Below are 24491 nucleotides of genomic sequence, written 5' to 3'. Positions count from 1 at the left end.
TAGCCCAACCATGGAAAGTGACGAAAGTCTTGCTCTAATTAGACAGAAATATGAGAAACATATTAAATATTTAAAAGCCCAGCACAAATCTGAAGTGCAAGCTAAAGATAAAGAGATAGAATTTTACCGTCACCAAATTTTACAGCAGATGGAACTTGCAAAAATGTTGGCTAATCAATTGCGTCAGGAACGTGTTAATAATGTTATTATTACTAATGAACTTAATTCTACATCAGAGAGTAAAGCTATGAACCCAACCAACAGCAACAACATCACTGCTAGAGATATTAATCAATCAAATTTGAATAGCGATATCAGCGGTACAGTTACCAACTCTATTAACCAGCTACCAGCCTCTCCTCAAAGTGACAAGCCGGGAATCAAAGAATTATTGACTGAGTTACAAACAGCGATCGAGGCTGAAACTAATTTATCTGACAAGAATAAAGCTGTAGCCTTGAAACAGGTAAAAGCCTTGGCAGAAGTAGGGAAAAATCCCCAACCAAGCACAATGCAAGAGGCGGGGGAAACAGCCATGACAATGCTGAAAGGTATTCTTGCTGGTTTACCGAGTGCAGCGACGTTGGTAGAAGCTTGCAGTAAATTGTTGCCCGCGATCGCAAGTCTCTTACTTTTACCCTAAAATTATTCATAAATTCAGACAGAACTTACACACTTCGACCAAAGAAACCGGGTTTTTTCGCAAATCTGCGCGCTTTAACGCCTTTTCTCGCAAAAAACCCGGTTTCTGACCACCCGTGCGTAAATCCTAAGCTACTCACTCAGGATGACAACACAGCTTACCCTTCAGATTTTCTCGGCGGTGTACCGTGAGCCCCCGAACGACGGATCAGCACACTCATCACCTGCTTCGGATTAGCTGCACGTTGTAGGGGGCTCCAATCGCCGACTTGGGCAAATCCTAGTCGGTACAAAGTGAATATGGTTTCCCTGACACCCTTGGGCGAACCGACAACCGTTAACAGCACTACTTCCTGTTCCGATACTGCTGCTGAGTCGTCATTGGCGCGATCGGATTTGTTGTCGTCAGGTAAGAATTCCTGTGACATATTATGTTCTCCTGGTTTTGGGTTTTCTAGAAAAACCCAAAAACCCAGCCGCCCCGCCGTTCAACACAGCAGGGCGGCTACAGAGGATGTTAAGATACTCCGTTAGCCGCCAGACTGCTATCCCAGTTTGGCGGTTAGCTGTCCATTGCTGTTCGTAGCAGCTTTGGGCAGTGCAACTAGATTTTTGGGCGACGCGGGCTGCCTCCTCTACAAGCAAGCAACCTCTCACTTCCAAGCGTAGCGGCAGATGGGGGCCGCCGTCAATCGATTTTAGATTTTAGATTTTAGATTTTAGATTGAAGAATTGATCCCCGGACTAATCTGGGGACTTTGGGGGTTTTGATGCCGGATTAGCGGGTTTTGGGCGATCGCCAATCTCTTATTTTTACCCTGAAATCCAATATCAACGCCCAGTAAGTAATTGTATTTTTAGGGCGGGCGAGACGCCCACCCCACGCCCAGTAAGTAATATCATGTCCGGTGGATTACCCTGATTCCTGTAGGGGATCCCCTCACCAATAATATTTGCCAAAAACGGACAATCTCATAAACCCGCCCCGGCAATTGTATTAAGGGCGATCGATCGGACATGATATAGCGATCCTAAATCATTTGTGAATTTCTTACTCCCTCCCCTTACTAAGGGGAGGGCTGGGGTGGGGTAAAAAATTTACGACTCCTGCAAGGATTGCTATATTACCAACTAAAACGGCGATACTTTGTCGCGTTCAATCTCCTCGTGGGGAGTTGTTTTCCCGTTCAAAATTGTGCCATCCTCGGGGACATTTTCTACACGATCGCGCTTCTTAAAGCGATCGCGAGCCGAGACAACCACCACATACAGAACCGGCACCATAAACAAACTCAAGACAGTAGAAACAACCATCCCCCCCGCGATCGCATTCCCTAGCGATCGGCGACTCGCTGCACCCGCACCTTCTGGGTTAACCAGAGGAGCAATACCCAAAACGAAAGCCAGAGAAGTCATCAAAATCGGTCGTAAACGCTCTTGAGAAGCCTCAACTGCTGCCTTAGCAATAGAATATCCCTGCTCCCGTAACTGGTTCGCAAACTCCACGATTAAAATCGCATTTTTACTAGCCAATCCAATTAACATCACCAAACCAATCTGGCAATAAACATCATTCGCCAAGCCCCGCAACGACTGAGCTAAAAGTGCACCCAAAATCGCCAGAGGCACCGATAGCAAAATAATGAAAGGATCGACATAATTTTCATACTGCGCCGCCAAAACCAAAAACACAAAAATCAGCCCCAAACCAAAAATAATCGGTGCTTGACCCCCCGACTCAATTTCTTCTAAAGAACTCCCCGACCATTCATAGCCAAAACCCGAGGGCAAAACTTCCGCCGACACCTTTTCCATCGATTTTAGCGCCTGTCCAGAACTCGCTCCCGGAGCCGCAGTACCAGTAATTTCAATTGACCTATATAAATTGTAGTGGTTAACAGTTTGTGCCCCCACCACCGGAGTAATCTTCACCAAATTGCTCAAAGAAATCATTTCATTCTTTCCAGAACGCACATACAATTTTCCAATATCTTCAGGGTTATCACGAAACTGTTTATCCGCCTGAACATACACCCGATAGTTGCGCTGCTGGAGGTTAAAATCATTCACATACTGAGCACCCAGAGCCGTTTGTAACGTACTGAAAACCTCATCAATGGGAATATCGAGAGCCTTAGCTCGATTGCGGTCAACCTCCACAATTAACTGAGGCGTATTCGCAGCAAACGTACTAAATACCGCCTGTAATCCCGGTGTCTGATTTGCCTGCTTCAAAATCCCGCCCATAGTCTGGACTAAGCCATCTAAACCGCTGTTACCTTTGCGGTCTTGCAATTGAAATTGGAAACCCCCAAATTGACCTAAACCTTGAATTGCAGGCGGATTCACAGGGAAAATTCTCGCTTCGGGAATCGAGAAAAACTTACCCCGCAACTTACCAATAATCGCTTGTACAGTTTGATCTTCTCCGTGACGTTCATCCCAGGCTTTAAGTGTAGTAAATATAATGCCTTGATTAGAAGTGCTACCGCTAAAACCAAATCCACCCACTGAAAAAGTCCCGACAACTTCAGGAAGTTTGAGGATTTCTGCTTCTACTTGATCCATTACTTTCTGAGTGTATTGCAGCGAAACACCTTGGGGCCCTTGAATAATTGTCAGAAAATAGCCCTGGTCTTCTTCCGGGATAAATGCTGTGGGGACTGATAAATAAAGCCAAGCTGTTACTCCCAGAGAAGCGATGAACACGAGGGTGACAATAGTCTTAATTCCTGTGAGAAATATTAAGGATTTGCGATATTGCCGCTGTACCCAATCGAGAACTCCATTAAATCGGTCAAAAACCCAACCCAGCGGGCCTCCAAACTTCGGACCTCGACGCAGTAATATAGCTGAAAGTGAGGGCGTAAGAGTAATAGCAATAAAGGTAGAAAGCAGGACTGAAAAAGCAATTGTCAGCGCAAATTGTTTATAAAGCGCTCCCGTAGTTCCGGGGAAAAATGCCACTGGCACGAACACTGCCATCAACACTAAAGAAGTCGCAATTACAGCGCTAAAAAGCTCCCGCATAGACTCAAAAGCCGCTTCGCGGGCATTCATACCTTGGCGGATCAGGCGGTCAATATTTTCTACTACAATGATAGCGTCATCAACAACTAATCCCGTCGCTAAGGTCAGACCAAACAGAGATAAACTGTTAATAGTAAATCCGAAAACTTTGATAAAGGCAAACGTCCCAATCAAAGAAATTGGAATTGTGATGGTAGGAATAATAGTTGTGCGCCAGTCTTGCAAGAAAACAAAAATCACTATCACCACTAGCAAGACTGCTTCAAATAATGTCTTGACTACTTCTGCCATCGACTCTTCTACAAACAAAGTCGTATCTAGCGCTACTCTATGTATCAACCCCGGAGGGAAACCAACCGCTAGTTTTTCCATTTCGGTTTTGACGGCATGGGCAACATTCAAAGCATTACTTCCAGGCAGTTGGTAAATCCCTAAACCTACTGCATCATTGCCTCGAAATCGCAGAAATGAGCTGTAATTCTCTGCCCCTAGTTCTGCTCTCCCTACATCTTTTAATTTAACTAACGTTCCATTAGTCTCTGTTTTGAGGACGAGTTCTTCAAATTCTGCTGGTTCTTTGAGGCGACTTTCAGCACGCAAGTCAATTTGATACATTTGTCCCTGTGGAGCAGGTTCTTGACCAACTCTCCCAGCACCAACTTGCAAGTTTTGTTCGTTGAGAGCTCTCGTTACATCTTGCATTGTGAGACGGCGAGCTGCTAATTTATTGGGATCTATCCATAAACGCATTGCATAGCGTCTTTCCCCAAAAATTCGCACGTCGCCAACACCTTTTACCCGCTTTAAAGCATCTGCTAAATATAGGTCAGCGTAGTTGCTTAAAAATATGGTGTCGTATTCTTTATTTTCGGTAAATAAACCGATCGCTAATAGGAGACTTGTAGATTGTTTGGTAACTCTAACTCCTGTGCGTTGTACGGCATCTGGTAGTTGTGGTTGAGCAACTGCAACTCGATTTTGAACATCGACGCCGGCAATGTCTTTGTTGCGCGAGGCATCAAAGGTAGCTGTAATGGTGCTGGTGCCATCGTTACTACTACTGGAAGTTAGATATTTTAGTCCTTCAACGCCGTTGATTTGCCTTTCTAGGATGTTGGTAACTGCATTTTCGACAATTTCAGCACTCGCCCCGCTATAGTTAGATGTGACGTTAATTTGGGTAGGGCTAATGTCGGGGAAGCGCTCGATAGGTAGGGTGGGAATGCTGATTGCGCCTACCAAGATAATAATTAAGGCGCAGACGCTAGCAAAGACTGGTCGTTTAATAAAGAAATCTGCAAACATTGTTTGGGTAATGGGTAGTTGCGGATGGCTAATATCAAATCCGGTAGCATCGGAATTATTCATCTCTGTATTCTCTCCCTCTGCGTTCTCTGCGCCCTCTGCGGTTAAATCATTCCGATGCTACCGGAAACGATATAATGGGTAATTGCTAATGGCGATCGGGATTTAAGGATGAACAGGATTAATTTTAGTCATTCTAAATTTAATCCTGTAAATCTTGAAAATCCTGTAAATCCTGATTCAGAGATTATTTTTTGCTGCCCACTGGTAATTTTGTGTTTTTCCCTTCGGAAACCTCTGGTTGTTGAGCCATAATCGGAACACCATCGGTCAAGTTGAGAATCCCTGCTACAACAATTTTTTCGCCTGCTTGCAAACCTTGGATAACTTGATAATTATTCCCCTCAATGGTTCCCAATTTCACGGACTTTTGGCGCGCTATTAAAGGTGGCGCTCCTGGTTGTGGCTGTTCTGGCTTTTGAGCTGTGAAGACAAAAGTTTCCCCACCTAAGCGAGTGACTGCTGTTACTGGAACTAAAATTCCGGGGTTCTGTTTCCAGATGACTTTAGCTTTGACAAACTGGAGATTAAGCAGTTCGCCGCTGGGGTTGGGAAAGCTGGCTTTAGCTAAAATTGTTTGGGAATTGGCGCTGACGTTGGGGGAGATAAAACTGATTTGACCTTGGGCGATCGCCTTACCTTGAGCGTCGAGCATTTGTACTGGCAGCCCTAAGCGTAATTGAGGCTGCCGTTCCAAAGGAATTGATAACCGCAAGTCTAGCAATTGGTTCTCAGTCAGGGTGGCAATGGCATCACCTTTTTTCAAGTAATCACCTACTTTCACTGGTATGTCGCCGATGACTCCCGCGAAGGGGGCGATGACAGCAGTTTCTTGCAGTTGTACTTCAAAGCCGCGCACTTGAGCGGCGGCCTCGGCAACTTGCGCTTCAGCTTGATCGATCTGTTCTTGGCGAGTGCCGTTGGTTAACTGCGTTAATCTGCTCTTGGCTTGTGCGACTTCTGCTTCGGCTTTGGCTATTTCCTCTGGGCGCGAACCCTTTTCCAATTGCTGCAAAGCTTGCCGCTGCTGTTGCAAGGCTGCTTTCCGGCGATCGATCTCGGCTTGTCTGTTTTTTTGCCGCTGCTCGAACCGCCTTTGAGCTTCTCGGAGGTTGGCTTTGGCGGTGCCTGCTTTTTGGGTGTATTCCTCGAGGGTGTTCGCGGATTCTGCGCCTTCTTTGGCCAAGGCCTGATATCTGGTAAGCTGCTGGCTGGCTAACCTTGCTTCGGCTGTGCTTGCTTCTATTTGTGCTCTTGCTTGGGCGATTTCTTCTAAGAGGCTACCTGTTTGGGCATCGGCTAGATCCGCTTCAGCTTGGCTAACGCGGGCTTGGGCAACGCCTATTTCTTCTGGCCGAGAGCCCGATCGCAGTTGAGCGAGGTTGGCTTGGGCTTGGGCGACTTGGGCTCGAGCTTGGGCAATTTCTTCGGGCCTGGTGCCTGCTTGCAATTCCGCTAAGCGGGATTGAGCGCGGATCAGGTTGGCTTGGGATTGCCTCAAGTCAGCTTGGGCGCTGTCGCTTTTCATGCGGGCGATGGCTTGTCCTTTGTTTATGAAGTCCCCGGATTTGACAAAAATCTCGGTGACTAGCCCTTCTGCTTCGGGTTTGATTTCTACTGAACGCTTGGCCTCTAAGCTGCTGACAAATTCGGAGGCTTCTTGGACTGAGCTGGCTTCTACGGTTGCGAGCTTGACTGGTATAGCTGGGGGTTTGGCTGCTGCTGCAGGTTGCTGTGCGCGATTATGGCTAGATTGCCACGAGTACAGGCCGAAACCTGCTGCGCCTGTGGCGATCGCGATCGCGGCAATTAGGGGCCAGCGCGATCGTCGTTTAGCAACAGGTTCGGGGCTATCGGCAACGTCGGCAAAATCCTGTGGTTGCTCGCTGTCTGCATCGGTTGGGTGCAGTTCCGGTGTGGCAGATTTTTGCTCTTGGACTTCAACGACGGATTCTGGGGATTTAGGATAACTCATTTGCAGCACCAGTTAGATTTTTTTTTAACATCTGACTTAGCTAGACTTTGGCGGAATCTTTGCTTTGATCAGGAAGAGGGGTTTAAAACCCTGTCCTTTTAGGATGGCTTTGTATTAAAATGCTGAATACTCAAAGGATCTTTAGGCTCAAGACACGTTGAAACAGCTACGATGAGAGCAAACTTAAAGACAGCTAGAAGGGCAATGGTTGACTCTAACCCGGAAGGCAAGAGTAAAAGTCAACCTAGGGCATTGGGAGACTTTAAACGGACAGGGAGGGACTGTAAGACTACTTCGGTAGCAAGACCCGATGAACTGTCAAGAATCACCCCTGCTTTAGCGGGCGTGAGTATGTCAACTCTCAAAAGTTACGATGGCAGGAATGATTACACATCCTTCTTATGACTCACCTGAGTGGGTAAGTTGGAAGGATTTTTCCTTGGAGTCGGCGGATTCAGCGGAGGTTGGGGAGTCACGCACTCGGGCGATCGCGCTTCTTTCTTTGGCTAGTTGCTCGGTTAACCAATTTATCTCTGACGCCAGCACTGACTTGCAGCGATCGCGAGAGGCGAATTGATAGTCATCGGTTAGTGGATATTCGCTCTTGAGGCTTTCGATGTAGTCTTGCCTGGTGTAACAGGCTCGCAAGCGGTGTTCCAACAATTTCATCCGTTCTGCCGGTTCTAATTTGCCAAAAAAGAAAAACTTGATTTGGAACCGGGAACCACTGTTAACCCAGCTTTCTTGAGGGTGTTCGAGCATTTTTTGTCGCCAGAGTTCGCGCCCTTGGGCGGTAATTCCGTAGATTTTGCGCGGACAGCCGGCATCTCCGGCTTCTTCGGCAATTACCGAAATGTCCCCTCGCTCTTCCAAGCGCTTCAGCAGCGGGTAAATCGCTCCGTAGTTGACGCTGATGCAACTGCTCATAAACAGCTCCAGTTGTTGCTTTAGCCGATAGCCATGCAGGGGTTGCAACTGTAGCAGCCCAAGGGCTGATAATTCAAGCATTTATATCAAATTGATATTATAGTCTGGATTATATCACTATATCGGACTCAACGGCGATCGGGTAAATAGCTAGTTTCACAGAAAATAGAGCAATTACACATTTAATAATATTTGTCAATACCCTTAATATATATTATTTTAGGGTCAAGAGAGGGCGATTGCTTCATACTTTATAAACCTGCAATCTGCTGTATCTCTTCTTGCTCGCGAGCACCATAACTTTTCTTGCCCACCGCCGGTTGAATTTTAAAAGCCTGAGATATTTTAGTATTCCTTGAGAATTTATCGGAGCGCCTATCTGTTTTTTTCGTAGCTCATACTCAGAAATTATTTGTCAAGTATAACTTATGCTAAATCCAGAGGTTGTTACCTGCCAGTAATCATCCTCAAACATAATTTTTCAAGTACAACTTATCCCTGATTAGATGCTGTTAACCTGACACAGCTAGAGTGATTTATCTTTATCCTAAAACCCCAAATCACTGCCCTGTCAGCGATCGGAATACCCACGCGAAAAGCATGACGCTCAAGAAAATCACGCCTCCGACAATTAATACCAAACCCAACAGCAAAGCAGCGACAAACAGCCAGTCGGCTTTTTTCCCGGCATCGGGGGAACCTAAATGAGCATCCAGCAATTCTATATTCTTGACATTAGCTTTCCAAGCAACATCTAACAAGTCTCCGGCAACAGGTACAGTACCGGCAACTGTATCAAATACGATGTTAGCAGCCATTTGTATTAGGGTTTCTTGCGGTGCTCCGAGTTGCGCGGCTTTGAAGACTACGTAACCTGCAAAAATCGCTCCGATTAAATCGCCGCCGCCCGGTATAAGTCCCAATATCGGATCGAGTCCGATGCGGTAACGGGTACCGGGAATGGGAATTGCATTGTCAAGTAAGTGGCTGATTTGGCGCAGACGCCGCAAGGATGCAATCTGGGATTTGTTGGGAGGATTTGGGGAAGAATTTTGTATAGGAGAACGTGACATTTAATTAGTCTCGATTGCGATATTACTGCTAGTTTATGATATTTACTGAAGCATATTTTAGTTTTGTCACTATGCCTAAAGCAAGATTTTTAGTAATTTTAGTCGATCGGCTTTTGTTTGTTTTTGAATGAACAGAAACCCGGTTTCTGTTCAAAACCGGGTTTCTTGCTTCTAGCTGCGGGCTTTTAGTTTAGCCTTCTATTTGCCTTCAGTGAAGTCAGCGTCAATCACGTCGTCGCCGCCGCCAGTGGGGCCGCCGCCTGCATAGCCACCAGGGCCACCAGGACCACCAGGGCCACCAGGACCGTCAGTCGGGCCGCCTGCTTGCTGATACAGGTTGCTGCTAACGGCGTAGAAGGCTTGCTGCAACTCTGTTGTCAAGGTTTTAATGCGATCGTCATCTTCACTATTGATCGCATCGCGCAAGTCTTTGATCAACCCTTCAACCTTAGTCTTGTCATCAGCAGGAACCTTGTCTCCAAGTTCTGCCAACTGCTTCTCAATTTGATAAGCTAAAGAGTCGGCTTGGTTTTTGCGATCGATCTTTTCGCGACGTTCCTTGTCAGCAGAAGCATTCGATTCGGCTTCCTTCACCATGCGCTCGACTTCATTGCTGGGCAAAGTAGAAGCACCAGTAATGCTAATCGATTGCTCCTTGCCAGTACCTTTATCCTTAGCAGCTACATTCAAAATACCGTTAGCATCGATATCGAAAGTAACTTCAATTTGAGGTACGCCACGGGGTGCCGGCGGAACTCCATCTAAGCGGAAGGTTCCCAAATCCTTGTTATCATTCGCCAATTCTCGTTCGCCTTGCAAAACGTGAATTTCCACGTTTGTTTGACCATCTACAGCAGTCGAGAAAGTTTCCGACTTCTTAGTAGGAATAGTGGTATTGCGGGGAATGATTTTGGTCATCACGCCGCCCAAGGTTTCGACGCCAAGAGACAGCGGGGTAACGTCGAGCAACAAGATGTCTTTGACTTCGCCGGAGAGTACGCCGGCTTGAATTGCTGCACCGACTGCGACCACTTCGTCCGGGTTTACCGTTTGGTTGGGTTCTTTGCCGAGGATTTTTTTGACCAGTTCTTGCACCGCAGGAATGCGCGTAGAACCGCCAACTAAGACGACTTCATTAATTGCAGATTTGTCTAGTTTGGCGTCGCGGATCGCATTTTCTACGGGGATGCGAGAGCGATCGATCAAATCTGAACAGAGTTCTTCAAATTTGCCCCGCGTCAAAGTCATGTCCAAGTGTTTTGGCCCGTCTTGAGTCGCGGTAATAAACGGCAAGTTGATTTCTGCTTGAGTAACGCTCGAAAGTTCAATCTTGGCTTTTTCGGCCGCTTCCGTCAGGCGTTGCAGTGCTTGCTTGTCTTTGCGGAGGTCAATTCCTTCGGCTCTTTGGAATTCATTAGCGATGTAATCGACGATTTTTTTGTCGAAGTCGTCACCGCCGAGGTGAGTGTCTCCACTGGTTGCGAGCACTTCAAATACGCCGTCGCCTACTTCTAGAATAGATACGTCGAAAGTACCGCCACCTAAGTCAAACACTAGGATGGTTTCGTTGGTCTTTTTATCTAATCCGTAAGCTAAAGCCGCTGCTGTAGGTTCGTTAATAATCCGCAGCACTTCAATCCCGGCAATTTTGCCAGCGTCTTTCGTAGCTTGGCGCTGGGAGTCGTTGAAGTAAGCGGGAACAGTAATTACCGCTTGGGTGACTGTTTCGCCGAGGTATTTACTGGCGTCTTCTACCAGTTTGCGGAGAACTTGTGCAGAAATTTCTTCGGGGGCAAATTGCTTGCCACGGGCGGGACAGTCTAGTTTGAGGCTGTTGCCAACTTTGAGGACTTTGTAGGAAACTTCAGTGGTTTCGTGCGCTACTTCATCAACGCGACGTCCAATAAACCGTTTTACTGAGTAAAAGGTGTTTTCGGCGTTCATCACGGCTTGACGCTTGGCGATTTGTCCGACAAGTTGATCGCCATTTTTAGCATAAGCTACTACAGAAGGTGTGGTGCGACCCCCTTCGGCGTTGGCTATGACGGTGGGTTTGCCGCCTTCCATAACTGCGACGCAGGAGTTTGTCGTACCTAAGTCAATTCCAACTACTTTTCCCATAGGGGTGTTCCGGCTCCAATCTCTACAAAATTTTGGTTTTCTATCTGTGCGATAGTCTGGTTATTCAGGACTGCGATTTTACCTCGCGGTTTACGGGTAGTGAGTCCTGCTTTAATACAGTCTTCGATAGGGTGCTTATCTCTATACTGCGGGCGGTAGACCTTGCGATGAAGGGGTATTTACCGAACCTGTTGAGGGACGGTTGCATCCGTCAGGCTTGCACCGCTACAGTTGTTGACTGCTTTTCTTTACTCTTCCTAATGTACGGGGTTCGATCGATTCGGGTATTGTGGCAAACCGTATACGTTGTGTTGTATTTGCCGTCTTTGTTGTATAAATTTTGTTTGGTTGGTTCGGGCGAGCGCTGGAGCGGCTGCCAAATAAAAGTAAAATTTATCAGTTAGAGTCATGAGTTAAAGAGCTACCAATTTGCTGCATATTTAATTTTACTTCTCTGAATAAACAGTGAAAAAGGAGTATCAAGATACTCCAAGAAGGTGTACTTCGATAAACCTGCAATCTGCTGTATCTTCGAGAGGGTTAATAGTCGAATTCACACGCTTTACTGTTTTGTTTAATAATCTGCAAATAATGCGAGCAATCCTTGAGAAGGTGCTGGCGGGTTTTCGATGACTGACAGTAAAAAGGCTCGATCGCGATCGGACAGTGCTGGAGGTGTATTATTATAAGCTGCTAGGGGGGTCGATCGTAGCATCGGCTTCGGCAATGAATTCGTCTAGGACAAATAGGTAAGCCCACCAACAGCGTCGGGTTTCGGTACTGGTTTCGGTTTAGACGAGCGATCGCATTTTGCTATTCCTCCCGCTACTAAAATTACTTTCCTGCTATGATTATCACTAAAAAAGCGACAGGTCGAAACCTGCCGCTAGCTGTACAAAGTCCGCCAGGGCAGACTATTTAATTGCTATTTTTCACCGATCAGCAGAGCTGCGGGAAAGTAACTGAGAGCTTCACCAATTGCCAGCGTACCGTTACTTTCTACCGCCTGATTTGTAATCGCATCTTTCCAAACCGACGGCATTTCCTCGGACAATTCCAGATTAGTATCTTTCCAGACTTCTTTGCCGAGCGGCATTTCTTCCGGTTTGACAATTCCCGCCAAAAACCGGGGAGCAATGACAATAACTGTAGTATCTTCAAAGCTTCTGGCAAAGGCAACAACATTATCTTTAAACGTACCCGCTACTTGCAGGGGCTGATAGTCGCCTGATTTAAAGACTTCCAAGTATTTTTTTCTGGCATCTAGGACTCTTGCCGTCAAAAACAGCTTAATTCTAGCATCTTCCCGCGTCTCAATCAAATCTTCAACCAGTTGCAAAATATCCGTCTGAGCTTGCTGTTTAATTTCCTGCAAAACCTCGATTCTGCGGGCAAAATCAACGGGACGGCGGTTGTCCGGATCGACGTGGCTTAAATCCCAAAATTCCGTGCCTTGATAAATGTCGGGAACGCCCGGAGCAGTAATTTTTAGCAGTGTTTGAGATAAAGAATTGAAAATTCCGTAATCAGCTACTTTTTTCCAGAAAGGTGTAAATTTCTTGAGAAACTGATTTTGTTCCGAAGGTTCTAAAACGCTATCGACAAAGGTCATAAAACCAGCTTCGTAGTCGTTATCCGGTCTCAGCCAAGCCGTATAGACTTTCGCTTCGCGGACAGCTTTAATGACATAATCTTTCAGGCGCTCGACATAATCAGTGTTTTCTATTCCCTCAAATGGAAAACTGCCGATCAGAGTTTGGTACAAGAAGTATTCGTCATTAGTATCAGGAACCATTCGATTCTGAAAGTTGACTTTCTTAGAAGAGTTTAGCTCTCTCCAAGACTTGACTTGCTGTTCCCATTCATCGGGAAGTTCTGACAAAACGTTAAGTCTGGCTCGCACATCTTCGCCGCGTTTGGTATCGTGGGTAGCTGTAGCATTCATTTTGTGCGGCCAAGCTACTTGCTGCTTTTGGTTGAACTCGTGAAAATCCGCCACGGAAACGCCGAACTGACTGGGGTTTCCTCCCACTTCGTTGAGGGATAAAAGCCGATAGTAGACGTATAGAAGCGTGTCTTCAACGCCTTTTGCCATCAAAGGCCCTGTCAACTGCTGGAGTTTCATTACAAAGTGCCGGCGCTGCTCTTTTTGTTCGGTTGTTAGGGTTTCTTCTTCTTCGAGCAACAGCACCGTTTCGATAAATTTAAGTTCTTTGAGGAGTCGCGGTACTTGTTCTTTGGCATGGGCGATCGCATATTTTACGTAAGTGCGATCGGACTCTCTCAAACCCTCTTGATTTATGTAAGTTCGGTAGACGGGAAAAATCGTCAAAATAGCAGCCAATGCTTTTTCCAAACCGGGACGAGTAAAGTCGTTTCCCTGTCTGGATTGACCGGAGATATTCTTCAATAGTTGAGCCAGATTGTCTACATCTCCCGCCAAATTCTTCTCAACAATCAGCCCTTTTTTATCTAAAAACAACTGTTCGTAGGGAACATTCAAGCGAGTAAATCTCTGATATATTTCGCTAAATTGCTGTTCGCGATCGCGCCTACAGAAAACGCCGTTTACGTAGTTCAAAAAGTCGTAGCCGCTCGTTCCCTCAATCGGCCAATATGACGGCAAATATTCTTCGTGTTCCAGAATCTTTTCAACAGTAATGTAAGTGTCTCCGGTTCTCTCCCGGAGCCGTTTCAAATATTCTGTGGGGTCGTACAGTCCGTCGATGTGGTCGATTCTCAATCCGGTAAACTTTCCCTCTTCAACCAGGTCGAATATCAGAGCGTGGTTTTTGTGAAAAACTTTAACCTCTTCAACTTTTACCGAAATCAGTTCGTTGACTGTAAAAAACCTTCGGTAGTTAATTTCTTCGGCCCCCACTTTCCAGAAAGCCAGACGGTAAAACTGCTCGGAAAGCAAATCGTCCAGCCAATTAAAACTTTCGGCATTGCCCTTTTCTCCGTTAAAAAATTTGATATTTTCATCGATAAATTCCTGCACCAGGGGATTTTGATTGTAGAGTTCCCACAGCAGTCCTTTGACAAAAGCTATCTGATCGTATCTGGCTTTACCTTTAGTTTCTGAAGATGTATTTTTAATCAAATAAAGAATTCCCAAAAACTTGATAAAATCTGGATGGCGTCTGCCTAATTCCCGGGCTAAATGCCCCAAATTATGACTGATGAATTTAGCATAAGATTCAATTTTTACTGGCAATTGTAAGCTATAATAATTGATGGTTAGCCCACTTTCGCTGTATTTGAGTTGAATCTCGCCATTTTCCAGACACTCTCCATAAAAATTGCCCAGAAGCGGAGCCAGCACTCGACCCCTGAGATGTTCGTAAGCGTGATTCCATTCAATATCGAAGTAATCGAAATAGTCCGAATCCGGCCCGTGTTCCAATACGTCTAACAGCAGCAAGTTTTGAGTGTCGTAAGCCATGTGGTTCGGGACAATATCTTGCACCCATCCCATGTTCCGTTTTTTGATTTCGTATGTGAGTGCTTCAAAGTTTTCTGATGTTCCCAATTCGGGATTGAGCTGATTTGAGTCAACGACATCGTATCCGTGACTGCTGCCTTTTCTAGCTTTAAATATCGGCGAAGCGTAAAGGTCGCTAATTCCTAATTCTTCCAAATAGCTAAGGATTTGTTTGGCGGCTTCAAAGTTAAAACCTCCATGAAATTGAATCCGATAAGTTGCTGTGGGAATTCGCATTATGTTAATTTTACTCCTGGTTTTTTTTGTTTTCTCTTTTAATATAGGAGGCAGAGCCTCCGGGACTGCATTCCCAGGCAGAGCCTGGGAACTAGAAAAACGAGAAAACGAGAAAGGCTCTGCCTCCCGTTTCTTGTTCATAGGAAGAGCCTGGGAACGCCTGTATTTGAGGCTCTGCCTCCCGTTTTAATTACTCTAATTCGTAGAGTGCGAAACTCTGCGGTTTAACCGTCAATTCTTGCTCTGAATTTATCTTTTCAGGCAAGCTAGAACCTGAACCCATCCATTTTACATCAGCAGAGTCTAAAATTTTGTGACCGTTGCCTTGGGGAAGTGCAGCCGTAAAAGCTACCTCTTGCCTGTTGAAGTTTAAAATGCAGAATATCTGGCTGTCATCTGTCCAGCGACGTAGAAATAAGATTTTTTCTGCTTCAATGCTGGACACTTCTAGACTGTTTTTGTCGAGTTTTTTAAGGGCCGGTATTGTCCGCCGCAGTTGAATCAAATGTTGGTGCCATTCCCAGAGGATTTTGTGTTTGCCTTCTGTTTGTTTTTCCCAGTTTAACTTGCACTTCTCGAAGCTTTCAGGACTCTGGGGGTCTTGAAACTCGCCTCGCCCTTCAAAGATTTTAAATTCTTGTTGTTTGTCTTTGCGGATAGCTTCAATTAAGTTAGCGTCTGAGTGGGAAACGAAGTACAGAAACGGGGCTTCTTCTCCGTATTCTTCTCCCATAAAAAAGAAGGGAATGTAGGGAGAAATTAAGACTGCGCCGGCTGCGAGTTTCAATCCTTCAAAGTCAACTATTTTCGAGAGTCTATCTCCCAAAATGCGGTTGCCGATTTGGTCGTGGGTTTGGGCAAACACCAGAAATTTATGGCCTGGTTCATCTTTGGCAGAACTGCCGTGTTTCCGCTTTCTGTGGGGTGCGTACTGGCCGGAGTAAACAAAGCTTTCTTTGAAGGCTTTTTCTAAGTGTTCGCACTTGCCGAAATCTTGGTAGTATCGGTCGTCTTCTCCGGTGAGCAATGTGTGCAGTGCGTGGTGGAAATCATCGCACCATTGGGCGTCTAATCCGAAGCCACCGAGTTCTTTAGGACGTATAGTGCGGACATCGTTTAAATCGCTTTCGGCTATTAAGTAAATCTGCCGTTTTAGCTCTTGAGAAATCTCGGATGTGGCATCAGATAGTTCTTGTAAAAAAGGTCTGGCACCTACTTCAAATATTGCTTGAATTGCATCTAATCTCAGACCATCGATGTGATAGTCTCGAAACCAGTAGAGGGCGTTTTCAATAAAGTAGTTGCGCACGCCGTCGCTGTAGGCGTCGTCGAAGTTGAGGGGGTCTCCCCAAACTGAGCCGTATTTTGATGTAAAGTAGGGGCCGAATTGACTGAGGTAGTTTCCTTCGGGGCCGAGGTGGTTGTAAACTACATCGAGAATTACTGAAATGCCGTGTTCGTGGCAGGCGTTGACGAGTTTTTTGAAGCCTTCGGGGCCACCGTAGGAGCTTTGGACGGCGTAGGGATATACGCCGTCGTATCCCCAGTTTCGTTCGCCGGGGAATTGGGCTACTGGCATGACTTCGATGGCGTTAATTCCCAATTCTTTAAGTTGTTTGAGCTGGGGAATTATTGCTTCAAATGTTCCGGTTTTCGTGAATGTGCCGACGTGCAGTTCGTAAATAATCATTTCGGCGAGTGGCACGCCTTGCCAATTTGTGTCTGTCCAAGTAAAGTTGTTTTGATCTATTACTTGCGACGGGGCGTGTACGCCTTGGGGTTGATATTTTGAGGCTGGATCGGGTCGGTCTATTTTTCCTTCGAGTTGGTAGGTATAAAGGGTTCCTGGTTCGATGTCTGTAGCTGTGGTTTGCCAATAACCCTCTGCCGATTGTTGCATGGGTATCAGGCGTTTTTTTGGGGAAACTATTTGGACTGCTATTTGTTTGAGGGTGGGCGCCCAAACGGTAAATTCACATTGGTTGTTGCCGAGGTAATTTGCTCCTATCTTCACTTTGAGCTGTTCTCCTTATAAAATAGGTTGGTGGTTCGATCGCCCGACGCGCTATCAAATGCTTTGCCCTTAACGTTCCGCGCCTGTTTAGACGGTAATATTACTTAATATAACAAACAACTAACTTTAGACATAGCCATCAAAGGCTAGAATTGTGTACAAGGCAAAAGTAGCGGTTGGTTATGTCTAAATTAGAGCGTCAGGAACCTCAGCCTAAAGGCATGAGGCTTGAAAGAGAAATCTAACAAGCCGTTCTGACCAGCCTAAGTCCTTCGCGGACTACGTTTTTTGAGTCACGACACCTTGGGATGCGAAGCTAGTCCCCTGCTCTGTCGCTAGTGGTTAAACAACTTTAAGGTCACTGAAGTAGTGCTGCTAGCAAAACACAAGCTCTTAAAACATTGGCGAAGTACAGACGACCTGGCAGGTCGTCTCTTCTACTCTGAAAGGAGTTTGAGGCAACCATACCTCACCGGAGGGGCAACCATACCCCTCCACCCCGCGAGGGGATTTAATTCAATGTAAAGCCGTCCTAAAAGGACGGGGTTCCAACCCTCCGCTACGCTCCGCCCATAGTTCTAATGAATCTTCTCTCTTGCTCGATCGCCAATAGGATCGCCTGGAAGGCTTAATATTTCTTGCTTATATGTTTAAAATATACCTAAAGATAGATAACTAATTAGCGCGAGTGTGCATTTTATGGTTATGGCTTTTGGACGGGAAATCTGCTGCAATCTTGACTCGGCGGAGTCTCGCGAGTGGTTGGTCACAAACGGGATCGGCGGTTACGCTAGCGGTACGATCGCGGGTCTCCTCACACGCCGCTATCACGGCCTGCTGGTAGCCGCGCTCAAACCCCCGCTGGGACGCACTTTGATCCTCGCCAAGCTGGACGAGACGGCTGTGTATGACAATCGCGCCTATCCGCTTTATACAAACCGCTGGGCCGACGCGACGATGGAACCTCACGGCTACAACTACATCGAAAGCTTTCACCTCGAAGGCACGACGCCTGTTTGGAGGTTTGCTCTCGCCGACGCTATCCTGGAAAAGCGGATTTGGATGCAGCAAGGTGCTAACACAACATATATTCAATACCGCCTGCACCGCGCCTCACAACCGATCGCCCTCGCTGTCAAAGCCCTGATCAACTATCGCGACTACCACCACACAACTCGCGCCGGCGACTGGCAGATGAGCCTAGAAACCTTGGAACGCGGGGTTTGCGTGACTGCATATCCCGACTCTGCACCCCTGTACCTGCTGACGGATGCCGAAGCCGAGGCAAAATTTCGAGTTTCTGCGCCTTTATACAATTGGTATTACGGATTTGATTTGGCAGCCGAAAAGCGGCGCGGATTGGACTGCTGCGAGGATCACTTGCACGCGGCGACTTTTCACATGACCCTCGCACCGGGAAGTTCTCTGACATTGATAGCCAGCACCGAGAAAAATCCCGAACTCAACGGCGGTAAAGCTTTAGAAGTGCGCCGCGCGAACGATCGAGAACTGCTGCAAAACTGGTCAAAAGTGAGCGACTCTCCCGACTGGATCCATCAGTTAGTGCTAGCCGCCGACCAATTTATCGTCAGCCGCCCGCTACCGGAGGAACCCGAAGGCAAAACGATCATCGCCGGATATCCCTGGTTCAGCGACTGGGGGCGCGACACGACGATCGCCCTACCCGGCCTCACAATCTGTACCGGGCGATGGTCCATTGCGCGATCGATTTTGCGGACATTTGCGCGGTATATCGATCGGGGGATGCTGCCGAACCGCTTCCCGGATGCGGGCGGCGCACCGGAATACAACACCGCAGACGCCACTCTGTGGTACTTTGAGGCAATTCGCGCTTATATCGATGCCACGGGGGACGAGGAACTTTTGAGCGAACTCTGGCCGACACTATGTGAGATTGTTGACTGGCACATACAGGGAACTCGGTATAATATCCGCCTCGATCCCGATGACGGTTTAATCTACGCCGGCGAAAAGGGCGTGCAACTGACTTGGATGGACGCAAAAATCGGCGATTGGGTGGTGACGCCTCGGATTGGTAAGCCGATCGAACTCAGCGCGCTTTGGTACAATGCTATACAAGCTATGGCAAGTTTTGCTCGAAAACTGGGCAAGCCTCACAATGAATACGAGCAATTGGGCGATCGAACGGCCGCCGGATTCCCTCGCTTCTGGAACGCCTCAACAGGTTACTGTTACGACGTTCTCGACGGCCCCGACGGACACGATACTTCCCTGCGGCCCAACCAAATATTCGCCGTTTCCCTGCCCCTAGACTCGATTCCCCCTCACTCCGCCAACTCCTCGTCAGCGGGGATACGCCAGGAAACCCGCTATACACCGTTACTGACGCCCATCCAGCAGCGCGGCGTGGTGGACGGCTGCGCTCAACAGCTTCTGACTTCTGTCGGCCTCCGCAGCCTCTCGCCACAGCACCCCCAGTATCGCGGCGCATACGGAGGCGACCAATTGCAGCGCGACAGCGCCTACCACCAGGGCACAGTTTGGGGCTGGCTGATTGGCCCGTTTGTCTTGGCGCACTTGCACGTATACAAAAACCCAGCACAAGCTCGCGAATTCCTCGAACCGATGGCACATCATATAAGGGCCGGCGGAGTTGGCAGTCTGGGCGAAATTTTTGAGGGCGACGCCCCCCACTCGCCGCGGGGCTGCACGGCTCAAGCTTGGACTGTGGCTGAGGTGCTGCGGGCTTGGTTGGCAATTAATACTGTGGGTGTTTAAATGGGGAATGTTATCTTTGGTGGAAAAAGAGATTTATGGCATTATTATTAGCGGGCGATATTGGCGGAACTAAGACAATTTTACGCTTGGTAGAAAGGACTGCTGATGGTGAAATGAACGCTCTTTACGAGTTCCGCTATCCCAGCGGGGAGTTTCCCGATTTAGTGCCGATGGTGCAGCAGTTTTTGACGGAAGCTGCTATTAAGTTGAATGGGCCGCTTGTACCTGAAAAAGCTTGTTTTGCGATCGCAGGCCCGGTGGTTAACAACACTGCAAAACTGACTAATTTGCCTTGGGTGCTGGATGGGAAGCGTCTGGAACAGGAATTAGGAATATCACACGTTAGTTTAATTAATGATTTTGTGGCGGTTGGCTACGGCGTCTGGGGTTTGGACGATCGAGATTTGCACACTTTGCAATTGGGAAAACCCCGCCAACACGATCCAATTGCTGTGATTGGTGCGGGTACGGGTTTGGGAAATTGTTTTGGAATTCCCGAGGCAAATGGCATCAGGGTTTTTTCTTCGGAAGGGGGACATGGTGACTTTGCTCCTCGTTCGGAGTTGGAGTTTGAATTGCTGAATTATTTGTTAGCAAAACACGACATTCAAAGAATATCGATCGAGCGTGTGGTTTCGGGACAAGGGATTGTTTCAATTTACCAGTTTTTGCGGGACAGAAAGTTTGCTCCTGAATCGCCGGAGATAGGAGAAGTTATTAAAAAATGGGAGTCAGAAATCGGTAAAAGCGAGCAGAGTGTCGATCCGGGGGCGACAATTGCACAGGCGGCCCTCAAAAAGTGCGATCGGCTTTCGGAACAAACAATGCAAATGTTTGTAGAAGCTTACGGTGCGGTGGCCGGAAATCTGGCTGTGACACTGTTACCTTACGGCGGTTTGTACGTAGCTGGCGGCATTGCTGCTAAGATTTTGCCGCTGATTCTAGAAGGGGGTTTTATGCGAGCGTTTACGCATAAAGGCCGGATGGATTCGCTGTTAGAAATGATGCCTGTTCGTCTTGTTTTGAATCCCAATGTAGGGTTAATTGGAGCGGCTGTTTGTGCGGCCGGTCTTTAGCTAAGGCACCGGAATGATAGAGGACACGGTATTGCCCATTGGTGTCAACTTAACGTAAAACCGATAGTCCGGCAGGGGTTGAAACCCCTGCCTCAAAGCTAAAGTCCTCTCAAGAGGACTAATGAGTTCTTCAGTCCTCTTTGAGAGGACTTTAGCTATTAGACAGGGAATTCATTCCCTGGCGGACTGCCGGGTGGGCGGGAGGACTGGCGGACAAAAAGCTTAAGTTGACACCAATGGGTATTGCCGTGTCCCTACCCCGATTCATTGTAGGGAAACGGCATTGCCGTGTCTGATTTCTGAGATTATCCTCATTCAAGAATCTCAAATTTTATGCGATCGTAAATATCCTTTAAACTAATCTGAAACTCAACCGATTCTAAAATTAACGTCTCATCCTCAGACTCATATACAAAATCGGATGACTAATTATATCATAGCTGGGATTAAGTAGACTAAGTAAAATAGAATATCCTGTCTAGTTCTCATCTAAAATTTAAAATTACTTCCCTTCCAGTTCTTTCAGCTTCCGCTGGGCCAACTCCTTCACCTGCGGATCTTGAGCGACGGCTAAAGCTTGGCTATAGCTTTCAATTGCTTTTACTTTGTCGCCTTTGAGTTCATAAGCAATGCCGCGATTGTATAAGGCTTCTGCATATTTAGGATTGAGTAGAAGGGCTTGATTGTAATCGGCAATGGCGCGATCGTATTCCCCTTTATTGTAGTAAGCATTGCCGCGATTGTATAAGGCGTCTACATCTTTAGGATTGAGTAGAAGGGCTTGATTGTAATCCTCAATGGCGCGATCGTATTCCTTTTGCTTGTAGTAAGCATTGCCGCGATAGAAATAGATAGCGGTTGGGTCAAGTGCAGCATTATTTGGTTTAGCCACTGAAAGTGCTGCCGTTAGTTGCTTAATAGCATTATCCCAATCATCCGCTGCATAAGCAGACACCCCCAATGTCACCAACGTTAAATATTTCAGCTCCTCGGCTAAATTGACTTGTATCTCAAAACTTTCTAGCGAAGCCACCGCCATGTTGCGAGGTTCTCCCTGCACTTGCTTACCTACATCGATATAATCCTTTGCTGCTGAAAGAATCTCAAAATTCACGCTGACTGCTGCTTTCTGCTGCGTCTTGCCATAGGAACCCCAAATCACAATATCCGCATTTTTATTCTTGCCCAATTCCCGCGCTTTATCTTTACCTTCCTGCTGACTAATCGCTTGTTTTAGGGGCAGAATTTTCACGGTTGGGTAATTTTTAGTTGCATCCTGCAAGTTCTGTAAAATCGTTTCTGTGACGCGATAATTTTTCGCATCCACCCCATCAAACTCCGCTAACAAAACCGTTACAGTTTGGGTTTTTTGTTCGCACTGTTGTATCAGACATAGAGGTGATAACTGAGGTTGTAGAAAATGCAAACCTATACCGCCACCACCGAGACTCAATAATCCCATCGCCCCTGCAACTAGCCAAAGCCTTGTTGTCCTTTGCGGCTTATCCTCCGAAATTGGGGGTGTTTCGGAGGGCGTTACTTTTTTATTTTGTCTGCCAAGCTACACAACGTGGGAAATACCCGTCGCAACAATCCTTCCGTATCCAACTCCATCTCATAGGAAATCACTCCCGGAAACAACGGAATCGCTGCTTTGAGTTTTCCCGCCGCCGGAATTCCCGGCTTACTCAATTCCGCTTTGATTTCCTGTAACACCTTCATCAATTCAGCATTACTCTGAACCGCAGGTTCAATCTGCAGAATTTCCACTTCCCCCACCAATTCACTCGCAAATATTTCCGCATCCGCTTCGGGAATCGTCAATCGGGCAATTTCCGCCTGCCAGCGCAGCCAATACTCTCGTTCAACCCTACGGATGTCTATTTTGAGTTCGTCAATCTGCTGCTGAAGCAGTTCCTTGTCTTCAAAGCGTGCCAACCGTTTCCCTTTTTCCCGGCCAGCGAGTTGCTTGTAGTATTCTTGGACTTCAGATTGCAGGTCGGACAGGTCACGGCTAATCATCGAAAACTCCAAATAATATAATCAGTTTAAATCTCATATTATCACTATACATCGACATCCGGATCGATTTCCCTCTTTTCTCCTACTTCATCTTCAAAATCTTCTGTGCCGCACTTTCAGATACCGGCATCACCGATAACCGATTGCCTTTCCTCACCACCAAAATCTCATCAGCACTAAACTTTTGTTTCAGTTCATCCAAAGATATTAACTTAGCAAACTCCTCAACAAACTCCACTTTCACAGTTTGCCAGCGAGGAGCATCAAAGGGCGATTTAGGGTCATAATATTCGCTATTCATATCGAACTGACTCGGATCGGCAATCCCAGCTTCCACAACGCGCATTAAGCCGACAATACCCGGTATTTGAGTATTAGAATGGTAAAAAAATACTAAATCTCCCCGACACATTTCTCGCATAAAATTGCGCGCTTGATAGTTGCGAACGCCATCCCAAATCGAAGTGCGATCGCCCTTCAAGTCCGCAATACTGTAAACATCTGGTTCCGACTTCATCAGCCAATAATTCATAGAATATCTTTCCGCTTCTGCAACCACAGAGTCAACATCAAATAAACGAAAATATGCACGCACAAAATAGCCCAATTTAAACCCAAATTTTCCCACGTGGCATCGTAAACAGGAGTAGGCTCAAATGGCTGAGGAAGCGTACTCCCATCCGGTAATGTAGTAGGCGCGGGAACCATCCCATTCACATTAACTAAAGAGCCGTAAGCACCCACAGACCAGCGGCTTAACATCAGCCAAGAAAATGTGCTCGCTGCACCTTCCATCTTAAACAAAACTCCAGAAAAAATAATCTGAGGCAACAGTAATAGAGGCAAAGCGCTGTTAGCTTGAGAGCTATTTTTAACAATCGCGGAAACCACTAATCCAAGGCTTATGCAGCTCATTAAAGTTAGGAAAGTGGTAATACTTGCTCCCACAGGCCAGGAAATAAAACTCGGTTCGGGGGATTTAAAAGCAATCAGAATAACTCCTACCATTAACAGTGTTTGCAATACTGCCAAACCAGAAAGTATAAAAATTTTTGAACCTAAATAAGCAAACAATCCTAAATTGACCAAACGTTCTCGCAAATAAATAGCAGATTCTTTAACAATTTCTTGCAGAGAAGTTGCCAGTCCTACCCAAATCGCCGCACAGGTAAATACAAACAAAACTCTGAGCGCTAAAGGTGCTAAAGTTGCCTCCGGTGCGCCAATTAATGGGTCTTTATCTCTGACGGCTAGCCGCAGCAAACTAATGCCTATCGGAGCCGTTAAAAGAGCTAAACTCAAGTTAACCAAGTCGCGGGAAACGAGTTGAAAATAGCGCTGGGCGAGCAAAACGAGTTGTTTTACAAAAGATTGAGATTTTGGTACAGAAGGTGCTGAAGGCGTTTTTGCATTAGCCTTGCCTGTGCTGAAGTGGTTGACAATATAGCGCTGATAGTAGGGAGATTTATTAAACTTTTCGGCCCAGCTTTGAACGTTGGTTTCTCCTGTTTCTAATTCGTTGTAAATGTCAGCAAAATCGCCAGTTTTGACATCGAAAAAATCGAGGGCTTCCCTAGGCGGGCCGAAGTAACAAAGGCGTCCACCGCGACCCATAAAAACAATACGATCGCACATCGTGATATTTGCCGTCGCGTGAGTCACCAGAATCACCGTCCGGCCTTGATTTGCCAACTTTCGCAGCAGTTGCATCATCTTCTTATCCAAACCCGGATCGAGTCCTGAAGTCGGTTCGTCTAAAAAGAAA

At 46.7% G+C, this 24491-nt stretch carries 17 protein-coding genes; 3 read left to right on the top strand and 14 right to left on the bottom strand.

What is annotated here, in order from left to right; translation table 11 throughout:
• Positions 1-10 precede the first annotated feature (10 nt).
• Positions 11-643, top strand: a complete 633-nt coding sequence (locus ACUVJL_RS22350) for a hypothetical protein (RefSeq protein WP_445247842.1) — start codon at positions 11-13, stop codon at positions 641-643.
• Positions 644-800: 157 nt separating this feature from the next.
• On the opposite strand, the gene ACUVJL_RS22345 is transcribed toward ACUVJL_RS22350, so the two are convergent.
• From ACUVJL_RS22345 to treZ, 10 genes are all read right to left on the bottom strand, one after another.
• Positions 801-1070 carry a hypothetical protein gene (locus tag ACUVJL_RS22345; RefSeq protein ID WP_445247841.1) on the bottom strand — a complete coding sequence of 90 codons (270 nt, stop codon included), beginning with the start codon at positions 1068-1070 and terminating at the stop codon, positions 801-803.
• A gap of 1 nt (position 1071) precedes the next feature.
• The gene (locus tag ACUVJL_RS22340) at positions 1072-1287 is read right to left on the bottom strand and encodes a hypothetical protein (protein WP_445247840.1); all 216 of its coding nucleotides are present in this window, start codon (positions 1285-1287) and stop codon (positions 1072-1074) included.
• A 486-nt stretch (positions 1288-1773) separates the two neighbouring features.
• Entirely contained in the window at positions 1774-5040 is a 3267-nt protein-coding gene (locus tag ACUVJL_RS22335) for an efflux RND transporter permease subunit (RefSeq protein ID WP_445247839.1), read from the bottom strand.
• 184 nt (positions 5041-5224) lie between these two features.
• Positions 5225-7012: an efflux RND transporter periplasmic adaptor subunit gene (locus ACUVJL_RS22330; RefSeq protein WP_445247838.1), complete on the bottom strand. Its 1788-nt coding sequence runs from the start codon at positions 7010-7012 to the stop codon at positions 5225-5227.
• A 399-nt stretch (positions 7013-7411) separates the two neighbouring features.
• Positions 7412-8020, bottom strand: coding sequence for a PadR family transcriptional regulator (locus ACUVJL_RS22325; RefSeq protein WP_445247837.1), 609 nt, complete (start codon positions 8018-8020; stop codon positions 7412-7414).
• Between the two features lie 479 nt (positions 8021-8499).
• Entirely contained in the window at positions 8500-9012 is a 513-nt protein-coding gene (locus tag ACUVJL_RS22320) for a DUF4112 domain-containing protein (RefSeq protein ID WP_445247836.1), read from the bottom strand.
• 198 nt (positions 9013-9210) lie between these two features.
• Positions 9211-11133: a molecular chaperone DnaK gene (gene dnaK, locus ACUVJL_RS22315; protein ID WP_445247835.1), complete on the bottom strand. Its 1923-nt coding sequence runs from the start codon at positions 11131-11133 to the stop codon at positions 9211-9213.
• 574 nt (positions 11134-11707) lie between these two features.
• On the bottom strand, positions 11708-11848 hold the full coding sequence (locus ACUVJL_RS22310; protein WP_445247834.1) for a hypothetical protein: 141 nt from the start codon (positions 11846-11848) through the stop codon (positions 11708-11710).
• Positions 11849-12058: 210 nt separating this feature from the next.
• Complete coding sequence (treY, locus tag ACUVJL_RS22305; RefSeq protein WP_445247833.1) at positions 12059-14854, bottom strand: malto-oligosyltrehalose synthase; 2796 nt, start codon at positions 14852-14854, stop codon at positions 12059-12061.
• Between the two features lie 190 nt (positions 14855-15044).
• Positions 15045-16868, bottom strand: coding sequence for a malto-oligosyltrehalose trehalohydrolase (gene treZ / locus ACUVJL_RS22300; protein WP_445247832.1), 1824 nt, complete (start codon positions 16866-16868; stop codon positions 15045-15047).
• Positions 16869-17567: 699 nt separating this feature from the next.
• Here treZ and ACUVJL_RS22295 point away from each other — a divergent pair.
• Both ACUVJL_RS22295 and ACUVJL_RS22290 read left to right on the top strand, forming a co-directional pair.
• The gene (locus ACUVJL_RS22295) at positions 17568-19628 is read left to right on the top strand and encodes an amylo-alpha-1,6-glucosidase (protein WP_445247831.1); all 2061 of its coding nucleotides are present in this window, start codon (positions 17568-17570) and stop codon (positions 19626-19628) included.
• 35 nt (positions 19629-19663) lie between these two features.
• The gene (locus tag ACUVJL_RS22290) at positions 19664-20704 is read left to right on the top strand and encodes a glucokinase (RefSeq protein WP_445247830.1); all 1041 of its coding nucleotides are present in this window, start codon (positions 19664-19666) and stop codon (positions 20702-20704) included.
• Between the two features lie 502 nt (positions 20705-21206).
• Here the strand turns inward: ACUVJL_RS22290 and ACUVJL_RS22285 are convergent.
• From ACUVJL_RS22285 to ACUVJL_RS22270, 4 genes are all read right to left on the bottom strand, one after another.
• Positions 21207-22166, bottom strand: coding sequence for a tetratricopeptide repeat protein (locus tag ACUVJL_RS22285; protein WP_445247829.1), 960 nt, complete (start codon positions 22164-22166; stop codon positions 21207-21209).
• A gap of 74 nt (positions 22167-22240) precedes the next feature.
• Positions 22241-22726: a hypothetical protein gene (locus ACUVJL_RS22280; protein ID WP_445247828.1), complete on the bottom strand. Its 486-nt coding sequence runs from the start codon at positions 22724-22726 to the stop codon at positions 22241-22243.
• An 82-nt stretch (positions 22727-22808) separates the two neighbouring features.
• Positions 22809-23258: an EVE domain-containing protein gene (locus ACUVJL_RS22275; protein WP_445247827.1), complete on the bottom strand. Its 450-nt coding sequence runs from the start codon at positions 23256-23258 to the stop codon at positions 22809-22811.
• The coding region (locus tag ACUVJL_RS22270) for an ABC transporter permease (RefSeq protein WP_445247826.1) at positions 23255-24491 on the bottom strand (1237 nt) is incomplete at its 5' end. The genes ACUVJL_RS22275 and ACUVJL_RS22270, both read right to left, overlap by 4 nt.

The organism is Microcoleus sp. OTE_8_concoct_300, assembly GCF_031383065.1.
Classification (GTDB): Bacteria; Cyanobacteriota; Cyanobacteriia; order Cyanobacteriales; family Microcoleaceae; genus Microcoleus.
The sequence above is the reverse complement of the archived record's forward strand: the minus strand, read 5'-3'. Positions and strand labels throughout refer to the sequence as shown.